We start from the raw sequence: 18,542 nt of genomic DNA on the forward strand, positions 1-18,542 counted from the left end.
TCTGCTTTGCGGTCTGGTAATAAAGCAATCGGTTGATGACAATCTAAATCCACTAAAATCGTGCCGTAGCGTTGTCCCTTACGAAAGGCAAAATCATCGACCCCCAGAACTTTTGGCACTGCAAATTGAGGCAGAGGAAGCCTTTTGATCAGGTTCAAAAGTGTACTCCCACTCACGGTAGTTCCTAGATGATGCGCTAAACGAGATCCTGCTGCACCGCCTAAGGAGAGTCCGATCTCTTGTAGTCTCTCTACCAATCGCAGGGTCTTTCTAGCCCAAGGAGCTACCAATTGTGCTAACCGTTCTGTGAAAATACGACGATGGCAATTGGAATTGAGACAAAAGAATTTGCGAACGTGTAAATGCAAGGTCATGCTGTATTGAGCCAGGCTGAGATCTTGCAGGCTGCGTTCATAGCCGCTATGAACACGGTGGCTAGAAACGCCACAAAGCGGACATTGGGCAGTTCTTTGAGTTGATGAGACGGTTACGAATAGATGGTGATTAACAGTATCGAGGTTCCAGTTGTCCAAGTGAATTTGTTGGGTATCTGGCAGAAAATGTCGAAGGAATTCCACGTCCTTTGAAATCCTCAAGGGGAGATATCTTGATCATGCCCTAAGATCACCAAAAGCTGGGATGAGCCCTAGGAGCTTGACATTTAATAACATGTAGAGAACCTAAACTCGATGACACCAAAACCAGGACAAAACTTCTGGAAATAACGCTAAACTTACTCGAAATTGAAGAATTGGAATTTAATATTCATCTGTCTTACAAAGATGTTTATCAGCTTTTTCAGAATGAATATGAACGTTGTCGCAGCCTGGTTGAAATTAACGAACGCTATCTGGCTAAGCAACAGCACCGCTCCAAACCAAACACTAAGATCGTCAAGTTCACTTCGGCTGCATCGAAATCAACCAAAACAGCGAGTAAAGGCTTCGCAACCTCATAGCCCGGACTATGTAACCTAGACCGTGTCTTGCTTGACTTAAATTGAGAGCGTTTTCGATAAGTAGAAAGCCCCAATTATTTGTAGGATGTGTTAGCGATCGCGTAACGCATCAAAGCCTTGCGATGCGGTGCGTTACGGCTTACGTCTAACAGCACCCTACAGCACCATTTATTTATGTCCACCTACTCACCATCTTAGAAGGTGAACATCCTCATCTATTTTGAGATTCCCGTTATTACAACCTACTAATAATTTCATAAATTCTGGAACCCAGCATTTTGTAGATGTATCTTCAAGCTGTTTGTTTTGGTTCCCCAGAAGTTTATGAATCCAATGATGCTGAAAAAGCTGTGGCTTTGCGGCTTTTGTCTATCCTTGTTAGCCGCTAGCTGTACAAACACTGACTCCAGCAGTAGAGCGGTTAACCAGGACGGTAGAACAGGTATATCGGGAGAAGTTACCACACCCAGCGAGAACAGCGAGAACGAACTTTATAACCAGATTGAGCAAATATCCAATACTGCTCAAGGACGGGTTGGAGTTACAGCCACGGTGCTAGAAACTGGAGAGACGGTTACGCTCAACGGCGACCAGCAATTCCCGATGCAAAGCGTTTACAAGTTTCCCATTGGGATGGCTGTACTGGCTCAAGTCGATCAAGGCAAGCTAGACCTGGAGCAGAGAGTTCAGGTTCAACCTGACGATTTTATCTCAGACTTTCAGCACAGCCCCATTCGAGACGCAAATCCGCAAGGGGTAGAGCTGAGTGTGGCGGAATTGCTGAAGTACATGGTGTCTGAAAGTGATGGTACAGCTTGCGACGTGCTGTTACGTTTGGTTGGCGGGCCGGAAGTTGTAACTGAATATTTGCGCGATTTGGGCATCAATGACATTGTTGTAGCTGATACAGAAAAGGAGCTAGGGCAAGACAGCGCATTGCAGTATCGCAACTACGCAACACCTGATGCAGCAGTCGCTTTGTTGCACGCACTGCACGAAGGTCAAGGACTTTCAGACTCTAGTCAAGCATTGCTGTTGCAACTGATGACAGAGACCCCAACAGGCTTACAGCGGATTAAAGGACTGTTGCCTGAAGGAACGGTTGTAGCTCACAAGACAGGTTCATCCGGTACCGTAGACGGTATAACCGCAGCAACCAATGATGTCGGACTGGTGACGCTGCCCGATGGTAGACATTTGGCAGTAGCAGCTTTTGTCTCAGATTCTAGAGCTGATGATGCAACTCGCGAAGAAGTTATCGCCAAGGTGACCCGCGCAGCTTGGGATGAATGGAGTCAGTAAGTTTCCCTCGTTTCCTGGTGATTAGCGAGAGTGCGACTGACCCCAATCCCTAGTCCCTGATTCCCTTATCCAGCATTGGGGAGTGCTTCAAATTCACCATTGGGGGAGACTTCAAAGTCTTCAGCTAGCCAGCCTCCTTCTCCATCGTTGACCATCTCGATCGATAGCTCAACCGGGAAGAATTCGTTGGGGACGGAGGTTCGCATGGTGCCTTGCAGGTGATAAGTGATGCGATCGCCTTCTGGTGACTCGTCTACTCCTGCCAAGCTCAGCGTATTCACCCAAGGAGAAGACATATCAAAGGGCAGTAAGGCAGATTTGTTTGCTTGCCCCTGCTCACTCAACCAGCGATCTACAGAAGCCTCAAGGTTGCCACTAACACCGAGGTCGCGGGTAAATAAGCAGGCAACGATGTGAGCCAGCGTATTTTCAGGCGAATTTGGTTCGCTCAGATTCAACAGTCGCATCCAGTCACGCAGGTTGACCGAAGACTCGACCGGATCTGCCTCATACATGACAAAAGATAAGAGATCTGGTGCAGGGGCAGGGCTACTGCCAAAATCAGCCTGATTCACAAATGCTTCGAGCGGTGACGAAGCCAAAAGACCGCTAAGCGAAGGGTCAGAGGTGACAACCAGCACAGACGCATCTGCAAAACTTTTGAAAGCTAAATAAGCTAGACAGCCAGCAATTACAAATAAAACTTGACGCATAATTTCTTTTCCTCGACACCCCTATCGTGCTTAACACCCTTAGTTCTTAATTTAGAGCTTTCTCGGTTCAGTATTAAGTGCTTTTGTGACACAATTTAGAAAATTTTGAAAGTCTACAGCATTGCTTAAGAGACGATGATTTAATCGGTTAGGTGCCTGACTCCTAGCCGAGAGACAGGCAAGCAATAAAGCGTCAAAAATAGGAAACTATAGAAAACTAGTAGTTATTAGCGCTTTTTACGATTTTTAGGTTGGAATCCTAACGATGACTTTTGGGGCTGAGCGCTGCTTGCCTTGGAAGTAGGGTTCGTTTCTGAGTTGAGGACAACGTACCTGCGGTTTTGTTCGCGCAGCTTGGCATCCTCATCGTTATAAAAGAAAGACAGCAGCACAAACCGTCGACCGCTAGTTACGGGCGTTGCTTCATGCAGTAAGGAACAAGAAAAAATAATCGCTTCCCCTACGCCAGGTTGGTAAAGCTGATTTCCATATTCTGGAAAGCTCAAACAGCCTCCCTCATAGTCGCCTGTGTTGAGGTTAAGCGACATGGCAAATCGACGATGGGCAGTTCCTTTCGTAGTGTTGTCGCGGTGGCGATTAAAAAATCCTTGGTTGGTCGATTCGTAGCAGGCGACCAGATACCGTTCAAATCGACTGATGCTAAATTGGAAGGCTTTTTCAATTTCGGGTTTGATTCGCCGCAGAATCAGATGATTGACCTGTTCTAGTAGAGGTGGGTCTTCTACTAGAAAATCGCGTCGCTGTTTGAACTCATAATCCATTACCTCGACCGTTTTACCATCAACCTGACGCATGAAGCCAGAGTCTCTGCTGCCTTTGGTTTCATAAAGATGAATCAGATGCTGGCAAAAGTCACGGTCAAACACATTAGGAATGAGCAAAACCGGAGCCTGTCTGCTGGCAAACCGAGGTGCCTCCACAGGTAGTGCCTGAACAAAGTCAAGCACTTGTGCGACGTGATGAGTCGGGTCTTGAATGGGAAAAGCCTGGAGAACGCGAAGATTTTCGTCTAAGACAAAGGTAGTCGGAGCGTAGTGGAGGCTATTGCCCCCTTCCTCATTGCCCACTCCGCAGACTCCATATTGCAGGCTCACTTTCTGCTCAAAATCCCAAAGCAGCTTAAAGTAGGTAGGATTTTGGACCAGATGAGCCAGGGAAGCATCGTCCGGATCAATGAAAACTCCAAAAAATGGAGTCTCAGACTGTTCAAACTGCTGCTGTAATTTACAAAATTTTTCTAATACAGCTGCTGATACTTTTAGCTTTGAGCTACCTAGAAAGCAAAGAATGACACGATGTCCACCAACCGTATCAAAGATATAGTTTGGATTTGAGGTTGAAGGAAGGACAAACCAGGGAGCCGGATCACCCGTTGTAAGTAGTGACATATTTGAAACCAGCGGTGAATGAATGCTGCTTTGCATATCATTAAATGCAAATGCCTCATTTATATGGTTAACCACTCAAACAACAGCGTCAATGGAATTAGGCTGACTCAGTACGAATTGTTGCGATCGCATCCCTCAACCAATCTAAATAGGTCTGTTCTCGTCGGGTCACTAAATCTAATACCAACTGATGCATTTTGGGGTCGCGAGACGCAGCTGGATCATCCACGGATGGAATTTGAATAGCTTCACACTCAGCTAGCTTTTCGCGCCGTGCTTCATATTCTTGCTCCAATAGCTCCACAATCGCCTGATTGGGTAGCTGAGCCGCAAAGTAAAGTTGAGCAAGCAGCGGTTCTCGCAAAATCGGTAGAGGCTGATGGGTCTGAAGCCATTGGGTTAACTCCTCTTTCCCAAGCTGTGTAATGCGATAGACTTTGCGATTGGGGCGATCGTGCTGGATCTCAACTGTGCAGCTAATCCAGCCGTGCGCCTCTAGCTTATCTAGAGTGCGATAAATCTGCGCCTGGTCAGCCGGCCACAAATGGGCAATGCAATCATCAAAGCACTCAGTTTTGAGGTCATAGCCCGTCCGCTCTTGCTGTTGGAGCAAACCGAGAATGACATGGGCAAGAGACATAAGCAATTCACTAAACGAAAGGGGAAGATGAGTAGCACCCTCGAAGCCGATATGTTTTCATATTAGTATATGACTAGTCATATAGATAATCTGGGTGTTCTGCAAGAAGTTAGCCTCCACTACAGCATGACAGACAGCTTTGTTCTATGAAACCAAGTCAGCCATATCAACCATTCCTCCTGCGGACTTTGCATGGACTCACTGGGCTTTTTCTCATTTGTGCAGTTCTCACCGCTTTTTGGACTTACAACACCTATGACGGGCGTTGGGGAAAAATCCCACTTCCCGACTATCGGGAAATTGAAGGAATACATGGAACTTTTGGACTGTGGACTTTATTGATTTTTCCTGCCTTTGTGGTTTATGCATTTCATCGAGGACAAAGGCGACTGGTTCAACCTGATTCTTTTCCTCAACTGTCTAAAGTGGGTAAACCCATTTGGTGGTATACACTCAATCGGTTCACTAACACCTTTACACTAATTGCACTCACCTTTGCTCTGTTTAGCGGCAAGATGATGAGTGAGAAATGGTTGCCACGAGGAGAACTCAACCACGCCTGGTATTACGCACACTTAATTTCTTGGGTGATTGTGGTGGTGGCGATCGCCCTTCACCTTCTGATGAATGCAAAAGTGGGTGGGGTGCCTCTATTGCTGTCCATGCTGAACTGGCGATTTCGTGAGCAGGATAGTCCTAAACTGTGGTCTACCCATCTCTCTAGCTGGTGGTCAAACTTGCGACAAAGTTCAGGGACAGCCTGGTTTCAAGCAGTTCAAGCGATGCCCGTTCTAGAATTAGCAACTTTGGTTAGCATTACGGCTGCTTGGATAATTCCGCTTTTTAAGTAAGTCGCTATAAGGTGTACTCCCTGCCGAATGTTTTACGTCAAAGAGGGCAATATTCTTCAAGAATCACGTTGCAGATGTCTGTAGGCTAGAGTCCATCGTTGGTCTAACGGTTTGCAGCTTATGGAAGCATCTGTCACATTTGATCGAGCAGGATTGGTGGCTGGCATTCGACAAACCATTCCGATCGCCATTGGCATCTTTGCCTACGGTTTAGTGTTTGGCGCGTTATCCTGTCAGGCAGGCATGAGTCTAGGTGAAGCTTTATTCATGAGTAGCTTCGTTTTTGCTGGAGCATCTCAATTTATTGCCGTTGAGCTTTGGCAAACTCCATTGCCTGCTATCACTATCATTTTCACCACTTTGGTGATTAACCTGCGACACATCTTGATGGGCGCAGCGCTAAGTCCCTGGTTCTCACGCCTTGGCCCCTGGCAAGCCTATGGAGCACTGTTTTTCTTATCTGATGAGAGCTGGGCATTGACGATGGGTGAGTTTTCCAAGGGACATCTCAACGGTGCGTTTCTGATCGGCAGCGGAATTGTTGCTTTCATTGCCTGGACAGGTTCAACGCTGTTAGGGCAAACCGTCGGTGCAGCGTTGGATGATCCTGCCCAATGGGGATTAGATTTTGCGTTCACGGCTGTATTTATTGCACTGTTGGTGACACTGTGGCGGGGCAAGTCTGACTTTTTGCCCTGGGTGGTTGCTGCGATCGTCGCGATCGCCAGTTCTCATTGGCTTCCGGGCAACTGGTACATCCTCAGTGGCGGAATCATCGGCAGTTTCGTAGGAGCTTTACGCCATGCAGATTACTCCTGAAGCGTTTTGGGTGATTTTGGGAATGGCAGTCGTCACCTATGCCACCAGAGCAGGCGGACTGTGGATTGTGCAGCGTTTTACCCTATCCGAAAAAGTGAAAATCTGGTCAGAATACATTCCTGGAACGGTACTGGTTTCTATCGTTGCGCCCAATATTGTCGGAGGTGGACTGCCAGAAGTGGTGGCAGCGATCGCCACCATTCTCGTTGCCTGGAAAACCCGCGTTTCGCTCCTGGCAATGGCAACTGGAGTGATCTGTGTATGGGGAATGCGATCGCTACTGAGTTAGAGACTCGCAGAGGGAGGTGTTGAAGTAGAGCTTGTCCCCTCCCTCTTGAAAAATCTCCAATCTTTGATCTGACCAAACGCTAATCTCCTCCTCCAGCGGTGCCAGGTGCATCAGCAGGCGATCGAGGAATAGCTGACTTTGTGCGCGTAGCAGATAAACACTTGCGCGGGGCTAGACATGGTGATGGGTGAGGAATAACTACCTTTGTTTTACACTACTGCCTCCGTATTGTCCGTAAGTACAAGTTTTTTGGGCGAGCGCAACCTAAACACTCTCAAAGTAGCAATTGGGGTAGCAATTGGGGAATGAAGACGAATCAAAAGTCGCTCCCTCCCTTGATGAAGCAAAACGTAACACTTAACACAGATTCTGCGTACAAATTTTGTATACAATCTTAGTAGACAAAAAACGTATGCAAATTGAGGTAGTCTCAACTCCTAAAAATCTTGAGCTGAATTTAACTTTTTTCCCAAATTTAGCTTGAAGCCCTAATTCAACAACTGTTTAACTCTGGTCTGTAAATGCAGGAGTTAAAGGTTTACTGTATTCACGGAATTGTACAACTAATGGTTTTATCTCAGTGCATCCTTGAATCAAAGCCGATTTCAATGAAATGCCCTCACTGTGGGTCAGAGCAATCTCAAAAAGATGGACATCGACGGGGTAAACAAAACTATCGATGCAAAAATTGTAGTCGCCAATTTATCGAGACTTATGTGCATCGGGGCTACTCTGACGACACGAGGCAAATTTGTACTCGCATGTATCACTCTGGGTTAACTCTGCGTGAAATTGAGGGACTAACGGGAATTAGCCACAGCACAATCTATAACTGGGCAAAACAGGAAGGACTTTTACCCATCGTGCCCAAAGAAAATCTCACTTCTGACGATTCAGATTCAGGATAGTGAAGGTACTCTCAATTTCAGCTTGTCCACGAGAGACGCTTGTTGATCGAGAGAGGCTTGGGCATTCAGTGCCGCTTCAATGCCATCCAGATGTCGTTTAGCCGCAGCAACGGCAGCTTCCTCATCACCGGACTCGATTAGATCAAGAATTTCACCATGTTCATCCTTCATGCAGACTGGCATCTTTTTCACTTCATAGAAGTAAGCCAGTGCGGTCTGAGGAATTAACTCTTTGAGGAAACGACTAAGGAATTGATTACTACATAAGTAGCCAGTTGCGTGTGAAACTGCATCGACAAGCGGGTTAGCAAAGGATAATCTTCTGCGTCGCAGGCTTTTCGCTCGGCTGTAATGAGTTTTCGTAAAGATGCGATCTGCTCTGGCGTGATGGTTTTAACGACTTCACGAATAATGGCTGCTTCTACTAATCGCCACGCTTCATAAATTTGCTGTGCTTCTTTCAACGTGAGATGGGCTACGAATGCTCCCCGATTGGGTTCTAGTTTGACCAGGCGATCGCCCGCCAATCTTTGTAACACCTGTCGAATAATGGTGCGGCTCACGCCATAATGTTCTGCCAACATCGCTTCTCCTAATTTGGTTTTGGGAAGCAACTGTCGTTCACAAATAGTGTTATAAAGCTCAGTGTAAATAAACTCTTCGGTTGGCTTCTCAATTGCTTTTGACTGGGATGTTTGAGCCGCTTTGGAGGTACGAACCATAGTCAGAAATCTTTGGCTATGAAAGCATTTGTGAGAATACTGGGTGATTGCAGGACAATTTACCAGTAGAGTTTAATCGGTCAGGGAAGAGCAATATTTCTCATGCAATGTTTTCTGGATAATGCCCCGAGATTTATGTATACAGGTATTGTATACAAGCTTAGTGCGTTTGTGTAGCGATCGCCCTTTCCCTAGAGGGTGTTGCTGATTTGATGTATGAATTTCGTAGGGTCATGGCATTGCCATGACCCTACAGAGGGGCTTGAAATCCGTAAATCATACCCGCATTCATCAACGCTCCTAAAGTAATGGGATTAAATAATGTTGGCTCTTATCGAGGCAGTTCAACATGCAATCTTACAATTTTACAAATCCTTACATTTATTTTGCCAGTCAGCACAATTCATTTTGTGTAATGTTGGGATGAATATATTTCAGGTCAGGTGTAAGAATTTTTCCTCTACGTCTCAGATAATAATCTACTGCTCCACCCAGTTAAAATCGTCTCTTTGATCAACAAGTATGCGATCGCTCCCATACTGCTAACCCTAATACCCTAGAGGTATCTAAACAAAACTGTTTTCAGTAATACAAATTTGCTTGAGATGAAACGATTAACTGAACTAAATTGTTTTTTCTTGGTAGCTGCTAACTGTTGCTCTTGGTGAATTTTCTGGAGAAAAGATAGGAACTGTTTGTTTTCCTAGCACTTAAAGTTTTGCCCCGGCATTCTCACAATTAAAGCATGAACGGGTTAATCCTCCAGCAGGTTAATGCGGCAGCTTCTTGTGTCTATCTTATTGTTTTGTAGGAGAAGGCTATGACAATCGACGCGCAAAAGACCCTGGTTAATGGAGCCACCGCAGTACAGGCGACTGATATTCAACACGCTTTAGCTAATGCGGCTGCAGGAGTGTCACTTCGACAGGTGACCAAAAAATACGGTCCTGTAACGGCAGTTGAAAACGTCACGCTAGACATTCCAGCAGGCTCTTACTGTTGTTTGCTAGGTCCAAGCGGCTGTGGCAAAACAACGGTATTGCGGATGATTGCTGGGCATGAGGAGATCACCAGTGGAGATGTTTTAATTGGCGATCGCCGAGTCAACAACATTCCTGCCGCCAAGCGCAATACATCCATGATGTTTCAAAGCTATGCGCTGTTTCCCCATATGACGGTTTGGCAAAACATTGAGTTTGGCTTGGAAATGCAAAACATTTCAGCCCAGGAGCGCAAAGCTCGTGTCGGCGAAATGCTGGAGTTGGTGGGGCTAAGTCATTTGGGCGATCGCAAATCTAGCCAACTGAGCGGCGGGCAACAACAGCGAATTGCTTTGGCGCGATCGCTAGTCACTCGTCCACAAGTGTTGATGCTAGACGAACCCCTGAGCGCACTGGATGAAAACCTGCGAGTCCAAATGCGAACCGAACTGCGCCGGATTCAAAAGCAATTTGGCATGACCTTTGTGCAAGTCACACACCATACCGAAGAAGCTTTCTCCCTCTCAGATAGGGTTGTGGTCATGAGTCAGGGACGGTTAGATCAAGTGGCAACTCCAGCAGAAATGTTTAGATTGCCTGCCTCTCAGTTTGTCGCAAAATTTATGGGCGACAACAACATCTTTCAGGGCAAAGTCCTTCACTGTGCTCCCGATCCAGGTACCGGTATGGATGTGATTGAGCTAGGCGTAGAAGGCATTGGCTCACTTTATTCTCGTGGATATGCGGTTCCAGTGGGTTCAATGGCAGCTTGCTCGGTTCGTCCTGACCTGATGCAAATCGAACCTTACCCTAATGCAGCCAGTGAAAAACCAACTCCTCGTGCAAATCACATTACCGCTCGAATTGTCTCCATTGAGATGACAGGCTACGTTACACGGGTTGTTCTGATGGAAGAAAAGACAGGCAAAGAACTGCTCTACAAATCTCCTACCACAGCCTGGGAAACGGGTTTCTACGCTGAAGGACAACTGGTGACATTGCGTTGGTCAGAAGGAAATTGTGTATTTCTTCCCCACTAATTTGTAGCGTTGCTGAATGCGAGTATGATTCGCGGATTTCAATCCCCTTTGTAAGGGCATGGCAATGCCATGCCCCTACGGAATTCACATATCAAATCAGCAACGCCTAATTTGTCATGAACTGTCATTTGTTTGTCATATCGGTCAATTACTAATCACCCATTATCAATCACTCACTCCATGTCTAAGATTAATCGACGCACCTTCATTCAAGGAGGGTTAGCGACGGGAGCCGCATTAGCAGCTGCACGCTGTTCGTCTCCTCAAGCTCAAGCTCCCAGCGGCACACCTAACAACCCAGCGCAAGGCCCGACCATCAATACCAATCAGATCAAAGATGTCACCTTACGTTTGATTGGTACAGGAGCCGCACAAATCAATGATATCCGGGTCAAAGCCGAAGAAGACTTAGGATTTAAGATTCAAATGCGGGCGCTGAGTACGGCAGAAAATGTACAAATTGCCGTGACTCAACCAAAACAGTACGACATTTATGATGGTGAGTATTTTAGTTTGCCGCTGGTGGTGCCGTCTGGAAACCTTCAGCCGATTGAGGTGAGCCGCATTCAAGAATTTGATGCAATTACCCCAATTTTTACCACCGGAGAACTGTATTCTGGTGCGAGAGTAAACACCTCTCAAGGCACGGCTCCCCGTAAGGTGATGTATGTCACCGGACAAGATTCTACAGAATTTGCTTCAGAGCCTACCAACTGGGCAACGATGATTCCCTTTCAGTACAACGCTGACACGCTGGGCTATCGTCCTGATCTAGTGGGTCGAAAGATTGAGTCCTGGGCAGAGCTGTTTAACCCAGAATTTAGAGGGAAAACATCACTGTTGGATATTCCCTCCATTGGCATTATGGATGCGGCAATGGTGCTTGAGGCCCAAGGACTGATGACCTTTGAAGATAAAGGCGACATGACTCCAGAAGAATTGAATCAAGTCACCAAACTCTTGATTGAGCAAAAGCGAGCAGGGCAATTCCGTGCTTTCTGGAAGAGTTTTGATGAGTCGGTTAACTTCATGACCTCCGGTGAAGTCGTGCTGCAATCGATGTGGTCGCCTGCGGTCACGGCTGTGAAAGCGAGAGGATTTGAATGCATCTATGCTCCTTTGAAGGAGGGCTATCGCGGTTGGGGGGGTGGTTTAGGATTATCCAAAAATCTCTCTGGCATTGCCTTAGATGCAGCTTACGACTACCTCAACTGGATGCTAGATGGCTGGGTAGGCGGATTCTTGAGTCGACAGGGGTATTACAGTGCCGCGCCTGAGAAAGCTCGCAACTTTATGCAACCTGAAGAATGGGATTTTTGGTATGAAGGAAAACCAGCGGCGATCGACATGATTGATCCCTTCGGTAAAAAGATTGAATCAGCGGGTGCCGTGCGTGATGGCGGTTCCTTCACCGAACGAATGGGCAACGTCGTCTGCTGGAACTCATTTATGCAGCAACAGGAATATCTCGTCTACAAGTGGACAGAATTCATCGTCGCCTAATCCTCATCGCCTACTCCTCATCCCTCATCCCTCATCCCTTCATCCTTCCCATGACTCAATCAAAAGCCTTACGCCCCTACCTCCTGGCGGCACCCCAAACCCTGGTCTTTTTGTTTGGATTGGTGCTACCCATTGCCGTTATTTTGATCGTGAGTTTCTGGAACTTTAACGGCATTGCCACTACTCCCGGTTTCACACTGAGGCATTACATCGGAATTTTTACCTCTCCAGCGTATTTATCGACCTACGTTAACACTCTCAAGTTTGCGTTTCTGGTGTGGCTGGTCTGCGTTTTAATTAGTTATCCGGTTGCCTATTACCTGGCATTTCGGATCAAGAGTACAAAGTGGCAAACGATCTTGTTTCTGATTTGTACAGTTCCGTTTCTCACTTCCAACATCATTCGCATGATCTCCTGGATTCCTTTTCTAGGAAGAGAAGGCTTGATCAACAAAGCACTCATGGGTTTACAGATTGTCGATCGCCCTGTTGAGATGTTCCTTTTCTCTGAGTTTGCGGTGATTTTGGCGATGGTGCATCTCTATTGTTTGTTTATGATCGCTCCCATTTTCAACAGCATGATGAAGATCGATCGCGCTCTGATTTCAGCCGCAGAAGATTTAGGTGCCTCTGCTTTTAATATCCAAAAGCGAATTATTTTACCTTTATCAGCTCCCGGAATTGCGATCGGTACCATCTTTGTGGTGACGCTAGTGATGGGAGAGTTTGCCACGATGCGGCTCATGAGTGGCGGCAAATCTTCCTCAGTGGGTTACTTGATTAAAAACCAAATTGATAGCTTGCAGTATCCTGCTGCTGCCGCCAATGCGATCGTGCTATTAACGCTGACCCTGCTCATCGTGTTTGCAATTTTGCGAGTTGTAGATATTCGTAAGCAGCTTTAAGTAGCCACTTTATCCCTCATCCTTCACCCCTCATCCTTCCTATGGCACAAGCAACTCAATCCCTCTCTTCAAGCTCAGAAAAGAAGAAGCGATCGCTCTCTGATTACTTACTTCCAGGCTTCTTTGGACTGTTTGTTTTGTTTCTCTACGGACCCATGTTTGCAGTATTTCTGCTATCGTTTCAGGGTCCAGAGGGACAGCTTTTCTTCCCTATGCGTGGATTTAGCTTTCACTGGATTATGGCGGTGTTTGGTCCGCAGCGAGTGGGTGATTTTGTCACCGCTTTTCAGCGATCGCTTCTGCTGGGGTTATCCATCATGGTAATCACAGTTGTGTTTAGCGTCATGGCAGGACTAGCCTTTCGCTACCGATTTAGAGGATCAAATCTGATTTTTTATCTCACCATATCGAGTCTGATCGTTCCCAGCATTTTGGTTTCCCTCGGTTTAGGAATTGTATTCAACTTATTGAATCTGCCGATTCAATGGTATTCCTCGGCACTGGTCGGACATCTGACCTGGACATTGCCTTTCGCCTTCCTAATCATGTTGGGTATCTTTGGACGCTTTAACCCTGCCTATGAAGAAGCTGCACGAGACTTGGGAGCAAGCGATCGCACAACCTTTTGGCGAGTTGTTTTTCCGTTGATTGCCTCCAGTGTGATTGGCGTTGGATTACTTGGCTTTACCCTTTCCTACGACGAATTTACCCGCACCTCTCTCATCTCTGGAGAAACTAACACGCTGCCTCTAGAGATCTTTGGAATGACCACCAACGTTACATCCCCAGCCCTGTACGCGCTAGGTACTCTAACAACAATTTTCTCCTTTGTCTTGATTGGGGTCGCTCTGTTTGCCATGCAGAAGCTTGAACAGAAGCAAAAGCAAGCAAAGTAGCCTTTATGATAGAGATGACAAGGGAAGGCTAGCTCAAGCTATAGATGCACCTAGTAGTTTTTGTGTTGAGTCAGCTAGCACTTGATACAGATCAAGCAAAAGGATAGATAGGGTTTCGTCCGTTTGCTTGACGACAGCAGTATGGCTGACTACTTTGAGCAACGGGGATGTGGTAGAAGTCCATTCGAGCGGCTGTAGTGCCTCAATAGAAATTTCAATCACATCGGGTGGAGCAGAGACTGGAATGCCACACAGTTCTTGATCTATCCCTCGAACTAACATCAGAAATGGCAAAGGCTGGGCATCAGGAGTTTCGAGCTGAAGCTGCTGAGATAAATTCACTGCTCTAATCGTGTGGCGACCGCATTGAATCAACCCGATTTTTTCGAGTGATTTGCTTGTATCAAGGGGATAGTTGATTACCCGCAGCACTTGATCAATGGGCAGCGCTAGATCATAGTTGGCGATCGCAAAAACAATCAGCTTCTCTAATTTTGAATCGTCATGCATAGTTCTGCTCAGTAATGAACTCAGTCCGCGGCCACTTCTATCTCTTTTGGTTCAAACAGGTCTGCCACCATTCCTAGCAGCTTGTGCTCGATGTAGGGTTTTGTGATGTAAGCCGTTGCACCCAGTTCCATTGCCAACAGACGATGCTTTTCGCCACTGCGCGAGGTTAAAACAATCACGGGAATTTTTGCCATCGCCGGAAACTGCTGTCGCTGTTTAAGAAATTCAAAGCCATTCATTCGAGGCATTTCCAGATCGCAAAACATTAACCGAACATTATTGGGTTGTTGCAGTTGCTCGATCGCTTCTTGTCCATCTTTGGCTTGTAACACCTGATAGCCTGCTTTTTGTAGCGTTAAGGTTAGTGTTTGCCGCACTGTGATCGAGTCTTCTGCAATCAAAATTGTTTTATCATCCTCCCACTCCTTAGAGTTAGAGGTGGGAATGAGAGTAGCCGTTGTTTGCAGTGGAGGTTGCTCCATGATTGGAGAACTCATGGGAGCAACACTTGAAGAACGAGGGGCTAGCGGTTGATTGAGAACTTGCCGTAATAATGCCCCTCCATCCACGACCAAAGTGAGTCGTCCATCGGCTAAAACACTTGCCCCCTGGACATAATTGGGCGAGTCCAGTCTGGTTCCTAACGGACGAATCACCAGTTCTTGCTCTCCAATCAGCTGATCGACTTCCAAGCCGATCAGTTCTCTCTGATGGCGAACCAGGAGGACGTGTTTGTCTGAGGGTGAAGTGACAGATGCGGTTTGAGGTGATGAAGACGTAATGGATGAACGGTAGTTTAGCAGTTTTGCAATGGAATGAATCCGGATTAGTTGTGAAGTGCCTGCTTTCTGCCAGTGCAAGATTTTGCGACCTTGCCGCTCTTGAATCTGTTCAGATGTGGGAATTAGAATCTGCTCGATCGCGTCGGTGGTGAGTGCGTAAGTTCCAGTACCCGCCTGACAAATCAACAGTTTGGCGATCGCCAAACTCAGCGGAATCTGAAGTGTAAAAGTAGTTCCCTGATTGATCGCCGATTGTACGCTGACTGCCCCCTGCAATCCCAGAATTTGCTCTCGCACAACATCTAGACCCACTCCTCGTCCTGAAGTGGTGTTGACCTGGGTAACCGTGGAAAAGCCTGGTTCAAACAGGAAATCGATTAGCTGAGACTGAGTAAGAGTACTTGCCTGGTTGGATGAAACCAATTGACGCTCAACCAGTCGCTGCCGAATTCGCTCATAGTCCAATCCTTTGCCATCATCTCGCACTGCAATAATCAAATATTTGCCCTGGTGATAGGCGCTAATTCCAATTTGCCCGACATCTGGCTTGCCCTGTTGGCGGCGAATTACAACTGGCTCAATGGCATGATCAAACGCATTGCGAATTAGGTGCAGCAACGGCTCGTAGAGTTTCTCGGCGATCGCCTTGTCAACCAATACTTCCGTTCCGTGCAGTTCCAGGTGAGCTTGCTTGTCGCTTGAGGTTTTTAACTTTTGCAAAACACGTGGAATACGGTTGAATACCTCACTCAAGGGCAGCATTCTAGCTTGCATCAATGCATCACGAGTTCCGGCTAACAGTCGCTGCTGTTTCTCGAAAATTTGATTAGACTCTTGAGAGAACAGGTCAATCGCTTCAGCCGCTTCAGCAATTTGCATCGTGTCATCTAGCAAAGATTGAACCAGCAAATGAGAATCACTATAGCGAGACAGTTCTAAAGTATCGAAGCGATCGCCAAACGTTGAAGGCAAAGCCTGAAGGGGAGACATTGTGCGCTTGGCTGCTACCAGTTTTCGCTCAACAGATAACGATTGCGAAGGTTGTCGATCGACCTGATCTTGAAGCTGGCTCAGCACTTGCTGGTGCTGGTTTAGCCGCTTTAATAGTAGTTTTACTTCCGCTTGCAGGCGTTCATTTTGGAGCGACTGACGATTTTGTTGAGTCAGCAATTCCCCAATTGAATAATTTAACTGGTCGAGATGTTCTACATTGACCCGCACCTGATTAGATCGAAAATGTTTTTTGGAAGCGATTGAGTCGGCTACTTTAGACGTAGTTTGAGATCTAGTTTGAGATTGGGATTGCAGGGAAGGCGAATCTTCTTCTTGCAGGGGCCATAACTGAAATGGTTCCCTAGTGGTGGTTATCGAAGAGCCGGGAGCGAGTGATTGGGAGAGTGTAGAAGGTGAATCGGCGATTGCCCCCTCTGGCTGGACGATGAGTTCATCCAGGACAAAGGGTGCCCAGACGGTTTCCATCAATAAAGCGGCAGATTGTTCATGCTGCGTTTCTGCTGGGGCAACCTTTTGATCTTCCGCTTTTAGATTTACCTTTTTTGAGGGTATTTCTTTGGGGCTTACCTCTTTTGGATCTGCTTCCTCTAATGGTTGCTCAGCAGAACTTTGCATTAGAGTCGCAGTTGCAGGAACCTCTGCTGAGTCTCCGATTTGCTCAGAAAACTGGTTGTCGGGGTGCAGTCCAGCTTGAATCAGGAATGAATCTCGAATCCATTGAAATACCTTACACAATCCTCGATGTTTTTGATGGTGAGTTTTTAGGGAAGGAGTAGAGTGCTCAATATCATTGGTGGCTGTAGTTTCTGTTGTGTCGGCGATCGCTTCAACAGTGAATTGCTCGGAAGCATGAATAACCTCATGGGTTGTATCGCGATCGCCACTCGTGTCTTCCAATTGAGAATCTGACGAAGCAATTGAAACAACAGGCTCCTCTAACGTGTCCGTTGTATCCGTGATGGAATCAGGCGAAGTCTGGGTCGCTGTAGAATGGTTGGTTTCTATTTCATGGTAGTTAATAGGGGCAATATTAATGTCATTTGTAATGTCTCCTGTTGTAATGTCTTCTATAAAGTTATTTGTAATGTCATCTGTAATAGTTTCTGTAGCGGCTTCAATCGTTGCCTCAGTATCCGCTTCAAACTCGGTTTCAGTATCCGAAAGAATGAATGCCGAGTCTTCTAAAAAGCCGATTGGGTAGATTGAGGCTTCTAGGGGAAGCTCCAGTTCAACTGGGATAAATTCATCCTTGAAACCTGCTTCTAATTCAAAAGAGCGGATTGTAGGATCTTCCAAGTCTTCCAGATTTTCTAAAACTACATCTGTTAAGGCTGCATCAGATGTAGTTTCTAAATTGAGTTCATCGCTCTGCTCCTGCTGCTGAAGTTCCCGTGCGCAAGCGTTGTCAAATTCGGTTAACCAGTCCGGTTGCGACGTCTCCGTCACGTTAGCTGGAACGGGCTCTACAAGCTGTTGCAGGGCAAGGGAGGGGTGTCCTCCTTGAGTGCGATCGCCTGCTAGCACGGCCGCGCATCCTGCCTGAAAATCAGCTAAAGCTAATTGAGCGATGGTGATAGCCTGATCAGGATGTTGGTCTAGGGCTGCAAGTGTAATTGCGGCGATCGCTCCAAATCCGTGCAAGCCCAAGGATTCAGCCAAACCAAAAAACACTTCGGCATGAATTTGGAGAGTCGCCGCAACTTTATGAGGAGCCTGGGCAACTGTTTGATCCAGGTCATTTAACCGTTGGGTAACGCCCACTTCAAACATGGACTGTGTGATATCAAACCCTAGCTCCTCTGAGGTAGGCAGGTAATCCTCTTGGTTAAAACAGTCTCCTAACCGGGCCTCAAGCTGAGCAAAAATGGCAGCCGAGCGGTCAAGAATTTCGGCAGTATTGATCGAGCTACCTGTAATTTCAGCCCTTAGCGGTCGTGCCAGACAGTCGTATCCTTCAAACAACAAAGCCGCTACATCTGGATCGATGATGACTTCAGGTCTGCAAAGCACCTTAAAGATATCTTCTAAAGAGTGGGCAATGTTGGCGATCGTTTCTAGCCCCACACTTGCTGCTGCCCCTTTGAGCGTGTGGGTCGTTCGCATCAAAGCATTAATTTGATTGATGCTGCAACCGTCTTGCAAATCCAGCAAACCTTGTTCCAGAGCTTGCAACAGTTCTGGTGCCTCTTGCAAAAAGTAGGGATAGGTTTCCTCGCGAATGTCCGGATCTAAGGGCATGGTTGGTGGGTGTGAATGCTACGGAGTAAACATGAGGTAGGGGCAAACATTCGTTCGCCCCTA

At 46.7% G+C, this 18,542-nt stretch carries 17 protein-coding genes; 9 read left to right on the forward strand and 8 right to left on the reverse strand.

The genetic code is table 11. The features are described 5' to 3' along the window. Positions 1-578, reverse strand: a 578-nt coding sequence (locus H6G00_RS06890; protein WP_190796177.1) for a transposase family protein, incomplete at its 3' end; no start/stop codon positions are given. A 704-nt stretch (positions 579-1,282) separates the two neighbouring features. Here H6G00_RS06890 and bla point away from each other — a divergent pair. Next, complete coding sequence (gene bla, locus H6G00_RS06895; RefSeq protein ID WP_190796178.1) at positions 1,283-2,260, forward strand: class A beta-lactamase, subclass A2; 978 nt, start codon at positions 1,283-1,285, stop codon at positions 2,258-2,260. A 65-nt stretch (positions 2,261-2,325) separates the two neighbouring features. Here the strand turns inward: bla and H6G00_RS06900 are convergent, their stop codons facing one another. The 3 genes from H6G00_RS06900 to H6G00_RS06910 all read right to left on the reverse strand — a co-directional run bounded on the left by H6G00_RS06900 (position 2,326) and on the right by H6G00_RS06910 (position 5,022). Next, positions 2,326-2,973, reverse strand: a complete 648-nt coding sequence (locus H6G00_RS06900) for a hypothetical protein (RefSeq protein WP_190643170.1) — start codon at positions 2,971-2,973, stop codon at positions 2,326-2,328. A 227-nt stretch (positions 2,974-3,200) separates the two neighbouring features. Next, positions 3,201-4,382, reverse strand: coding sequence for a 2OG-Fe(II) oxygenase (locus H6G00_RS06905; RefSeq protein WP_190796179.1), 1,182 nt, complete (start codon positions 4,380-4,382; stop codon positions 3,201-3,203). A gap of 97 nt (positions 4,383-4,479) precedes the next feature. Then, positions 4,480-5,022, reverse strand: coding sequence for a PadR family transcriptional regulator (locus H6G00_RS06910; RefSeq protein ID WP_190796180.1), 543 nt, complete (start codon positions 5,020-5,022; stop codon positions 4,480-4,482). A gap of 146 nt (positions 5,023-5,168) precedes the next feature. Between H6G00_RS06910 and H6G00_RS06915 the strand changes: the two genes are divergently transcribed. From H6G00_RS06915 to H6G00_RS06930, 4 genes are all read left to right on the forward strand, one after another. After that, the gene (locus tag H6G00_RS06915; protein WP_190796181.1) at positions 5,169-5,873 is read left to right on the forward strand and encodes a cytochrome b/b6 domain-containing protein; all 705 of its coding nucleotides are present in this window, start codon (positions 5,169-5,171) and stop codon (positions 5,871-5,873) included. A 120-nt stretch (positions 5,874-5,993) separates the two neighbouring features. Continuing rightward, complete coding sequence (locus H6G00_RS06920; RefSeq protein WP_190796182.1) at positions 5,994-6,692, forward strand: AzlC family ABC transporter permease; 699 nt, start codon at positions 5,994-5,996, stop codon at positions 6,690-6,692. After that, positions 6,676-6,981 carry an AzlD domain-containing protein gene (locus H6G00_RS06925; RefSeq protein ID WP_190796183.1) on the forward strand — a complete coding sequence of 102 codons (306 nt, stop codon included), beginning with the start codon at positions 6,676-6,678 and terminating at the stop codon, positions 6,979-6,981. The genes H6G00_RS06920 and H6G00_RS06925 overlap by 17 nt, the downstream gene beginning before the upstream one ends. Before the next feature lie 566 nt (positions 6,982-7,547). After that, on the forward strand, positions 7,548-7,889 hold the full coding sequence (locus tag H6G00_RS06930; protein ID WP_190796184.1) for an IS1 family transposase: 342 nt from the start codon (positions 7,548-7,550) through the stop codon (positions 7,887-7,889). Here the strand turns inward: H6G00_RS06930 and H6G00_RS36560 are convergent. Both H6G00_RS36560 and H6G00_RS06940 read right to left on the reverse strand, forming a co-directional pair. Then, positions 7,881-8,222 carry an FCD domain-containing protein gene (locus tag H6G00_RS36560; RefSeq protein ID WP_199318365.1) on the reverse strand — a complete coding sequence of 114 codons (342 nt, stop codon included), beginning with the start codon at positions 8,220-8,222 and terminating at the stop codon, positions 7,881-7,883. The two genes, H6G00_RS06930 and H6G00_RS36560, sit on opposite strands and share 9 nt — an antisense overlap. After that, entirely contained in the window at positions 8,114-8,611 is a 498-nt protein-coding gene (locus H6G00_RS06940; RefSeq protein ID WP_190796186.1) for a GntR family transcriptional regulator, read from the reverse strand. The genes H6G00_RS36560 and H6G00_RS06940 overlap by 109 nt, the downstream gene beginning before the upstream one ends. Positions 8,612-9,431: 820 nt before the next feature. Between H6G00_RS06940 and H6G00_RS06945 the strand changes: the two genes are divergently transcribed. From H6G00_RS06945 to H6G00_RS06960, 4 genes are all read left to right on the forward strand, one after another. Continuing rightward, on the forward strand, positions 9,432-10,631 hold the full coding sequence (locus H6G00_RS06945) for an ABC transporter ATP-binding protein (protein WP_190796187.1): 1,200 nt from the start codon (positions 9,432-9,434) through the stop codon (positions 10,629-10,631). Positions 10,632-10,811: 180 nt separating this feature from the next. Further along, positions 10,812-12,134: an extracellular solute-binding protein gene (locus H6G00_RS06950; protein ID WP_190796188.1), complete on the forward strand. Its 1,323-nt coding sequence runs from the start codon at positions 10,812-10,814 to the stop codon at positions 12,132-12,134. A gap of 50 nt (positions 12,135-12,184) precedes the next feature. Further along, a complete protein-coding gene (locus tag H6G00_RS06955; RefSeq protein WP_190796189.1) occupies positions 12,185-13,039 on the forward strand; it encodes an ABC transporter permease in 855 nt (284 codons plus the stop codon). A 41-nt stretch (positions 13,040-13,080) separates the two neighbouring features. Next, positions 13,081-13,935, forward strand: a complete 855-nt coding sequence (locus H6G00_RS06960; protein WP_190644747.1) for an ABC transporter permease — start codon at positions 13,081-13,083, stop codon at positions 13,933-13,935. A gap of 33 nt (positions 13,936-13,968) precedes the next feature. Here H6G00_RS06960 and H6G00_RS06965 read toward each other — a convergent pair whose 3' ends face one another. Then, complete coding sequence (locus tag H6G00_RS06965; RefSeq protein ID WP_190796190.1) at positions 13,969-14,445, reverse strand: chemotaxis protein CheW; 477 nt, start codon at positions 14,443-14,445, stop codon at positions 13,969-13,971. A 20-nt stretch (positions 14,446-14,465) separates the two neighbouring features. Further along, positions 14,466-18,479 (reverse strand): hybrid sensor histidine kinase/response regulator, encoded by a 4,014-nt coding sequence (locus H6G00_RS06970; RefSeq protein WP_190796191.1) that lies wholly within the window; start codon positions 18,477-18,479, stop codon positions 14,466-14,468. Positions 18,480-18,542: the final 63 nt, after the last annotated feature.

Source organism: Leptolyngbya sp. FACHB-541 (assembly GCF_014695875.1).
Classification (GTDB): Bacteria; Cyanobacteriota; Cyanobacteriia; order Elainellales; family Elainellaceae; genus JAAUTN01.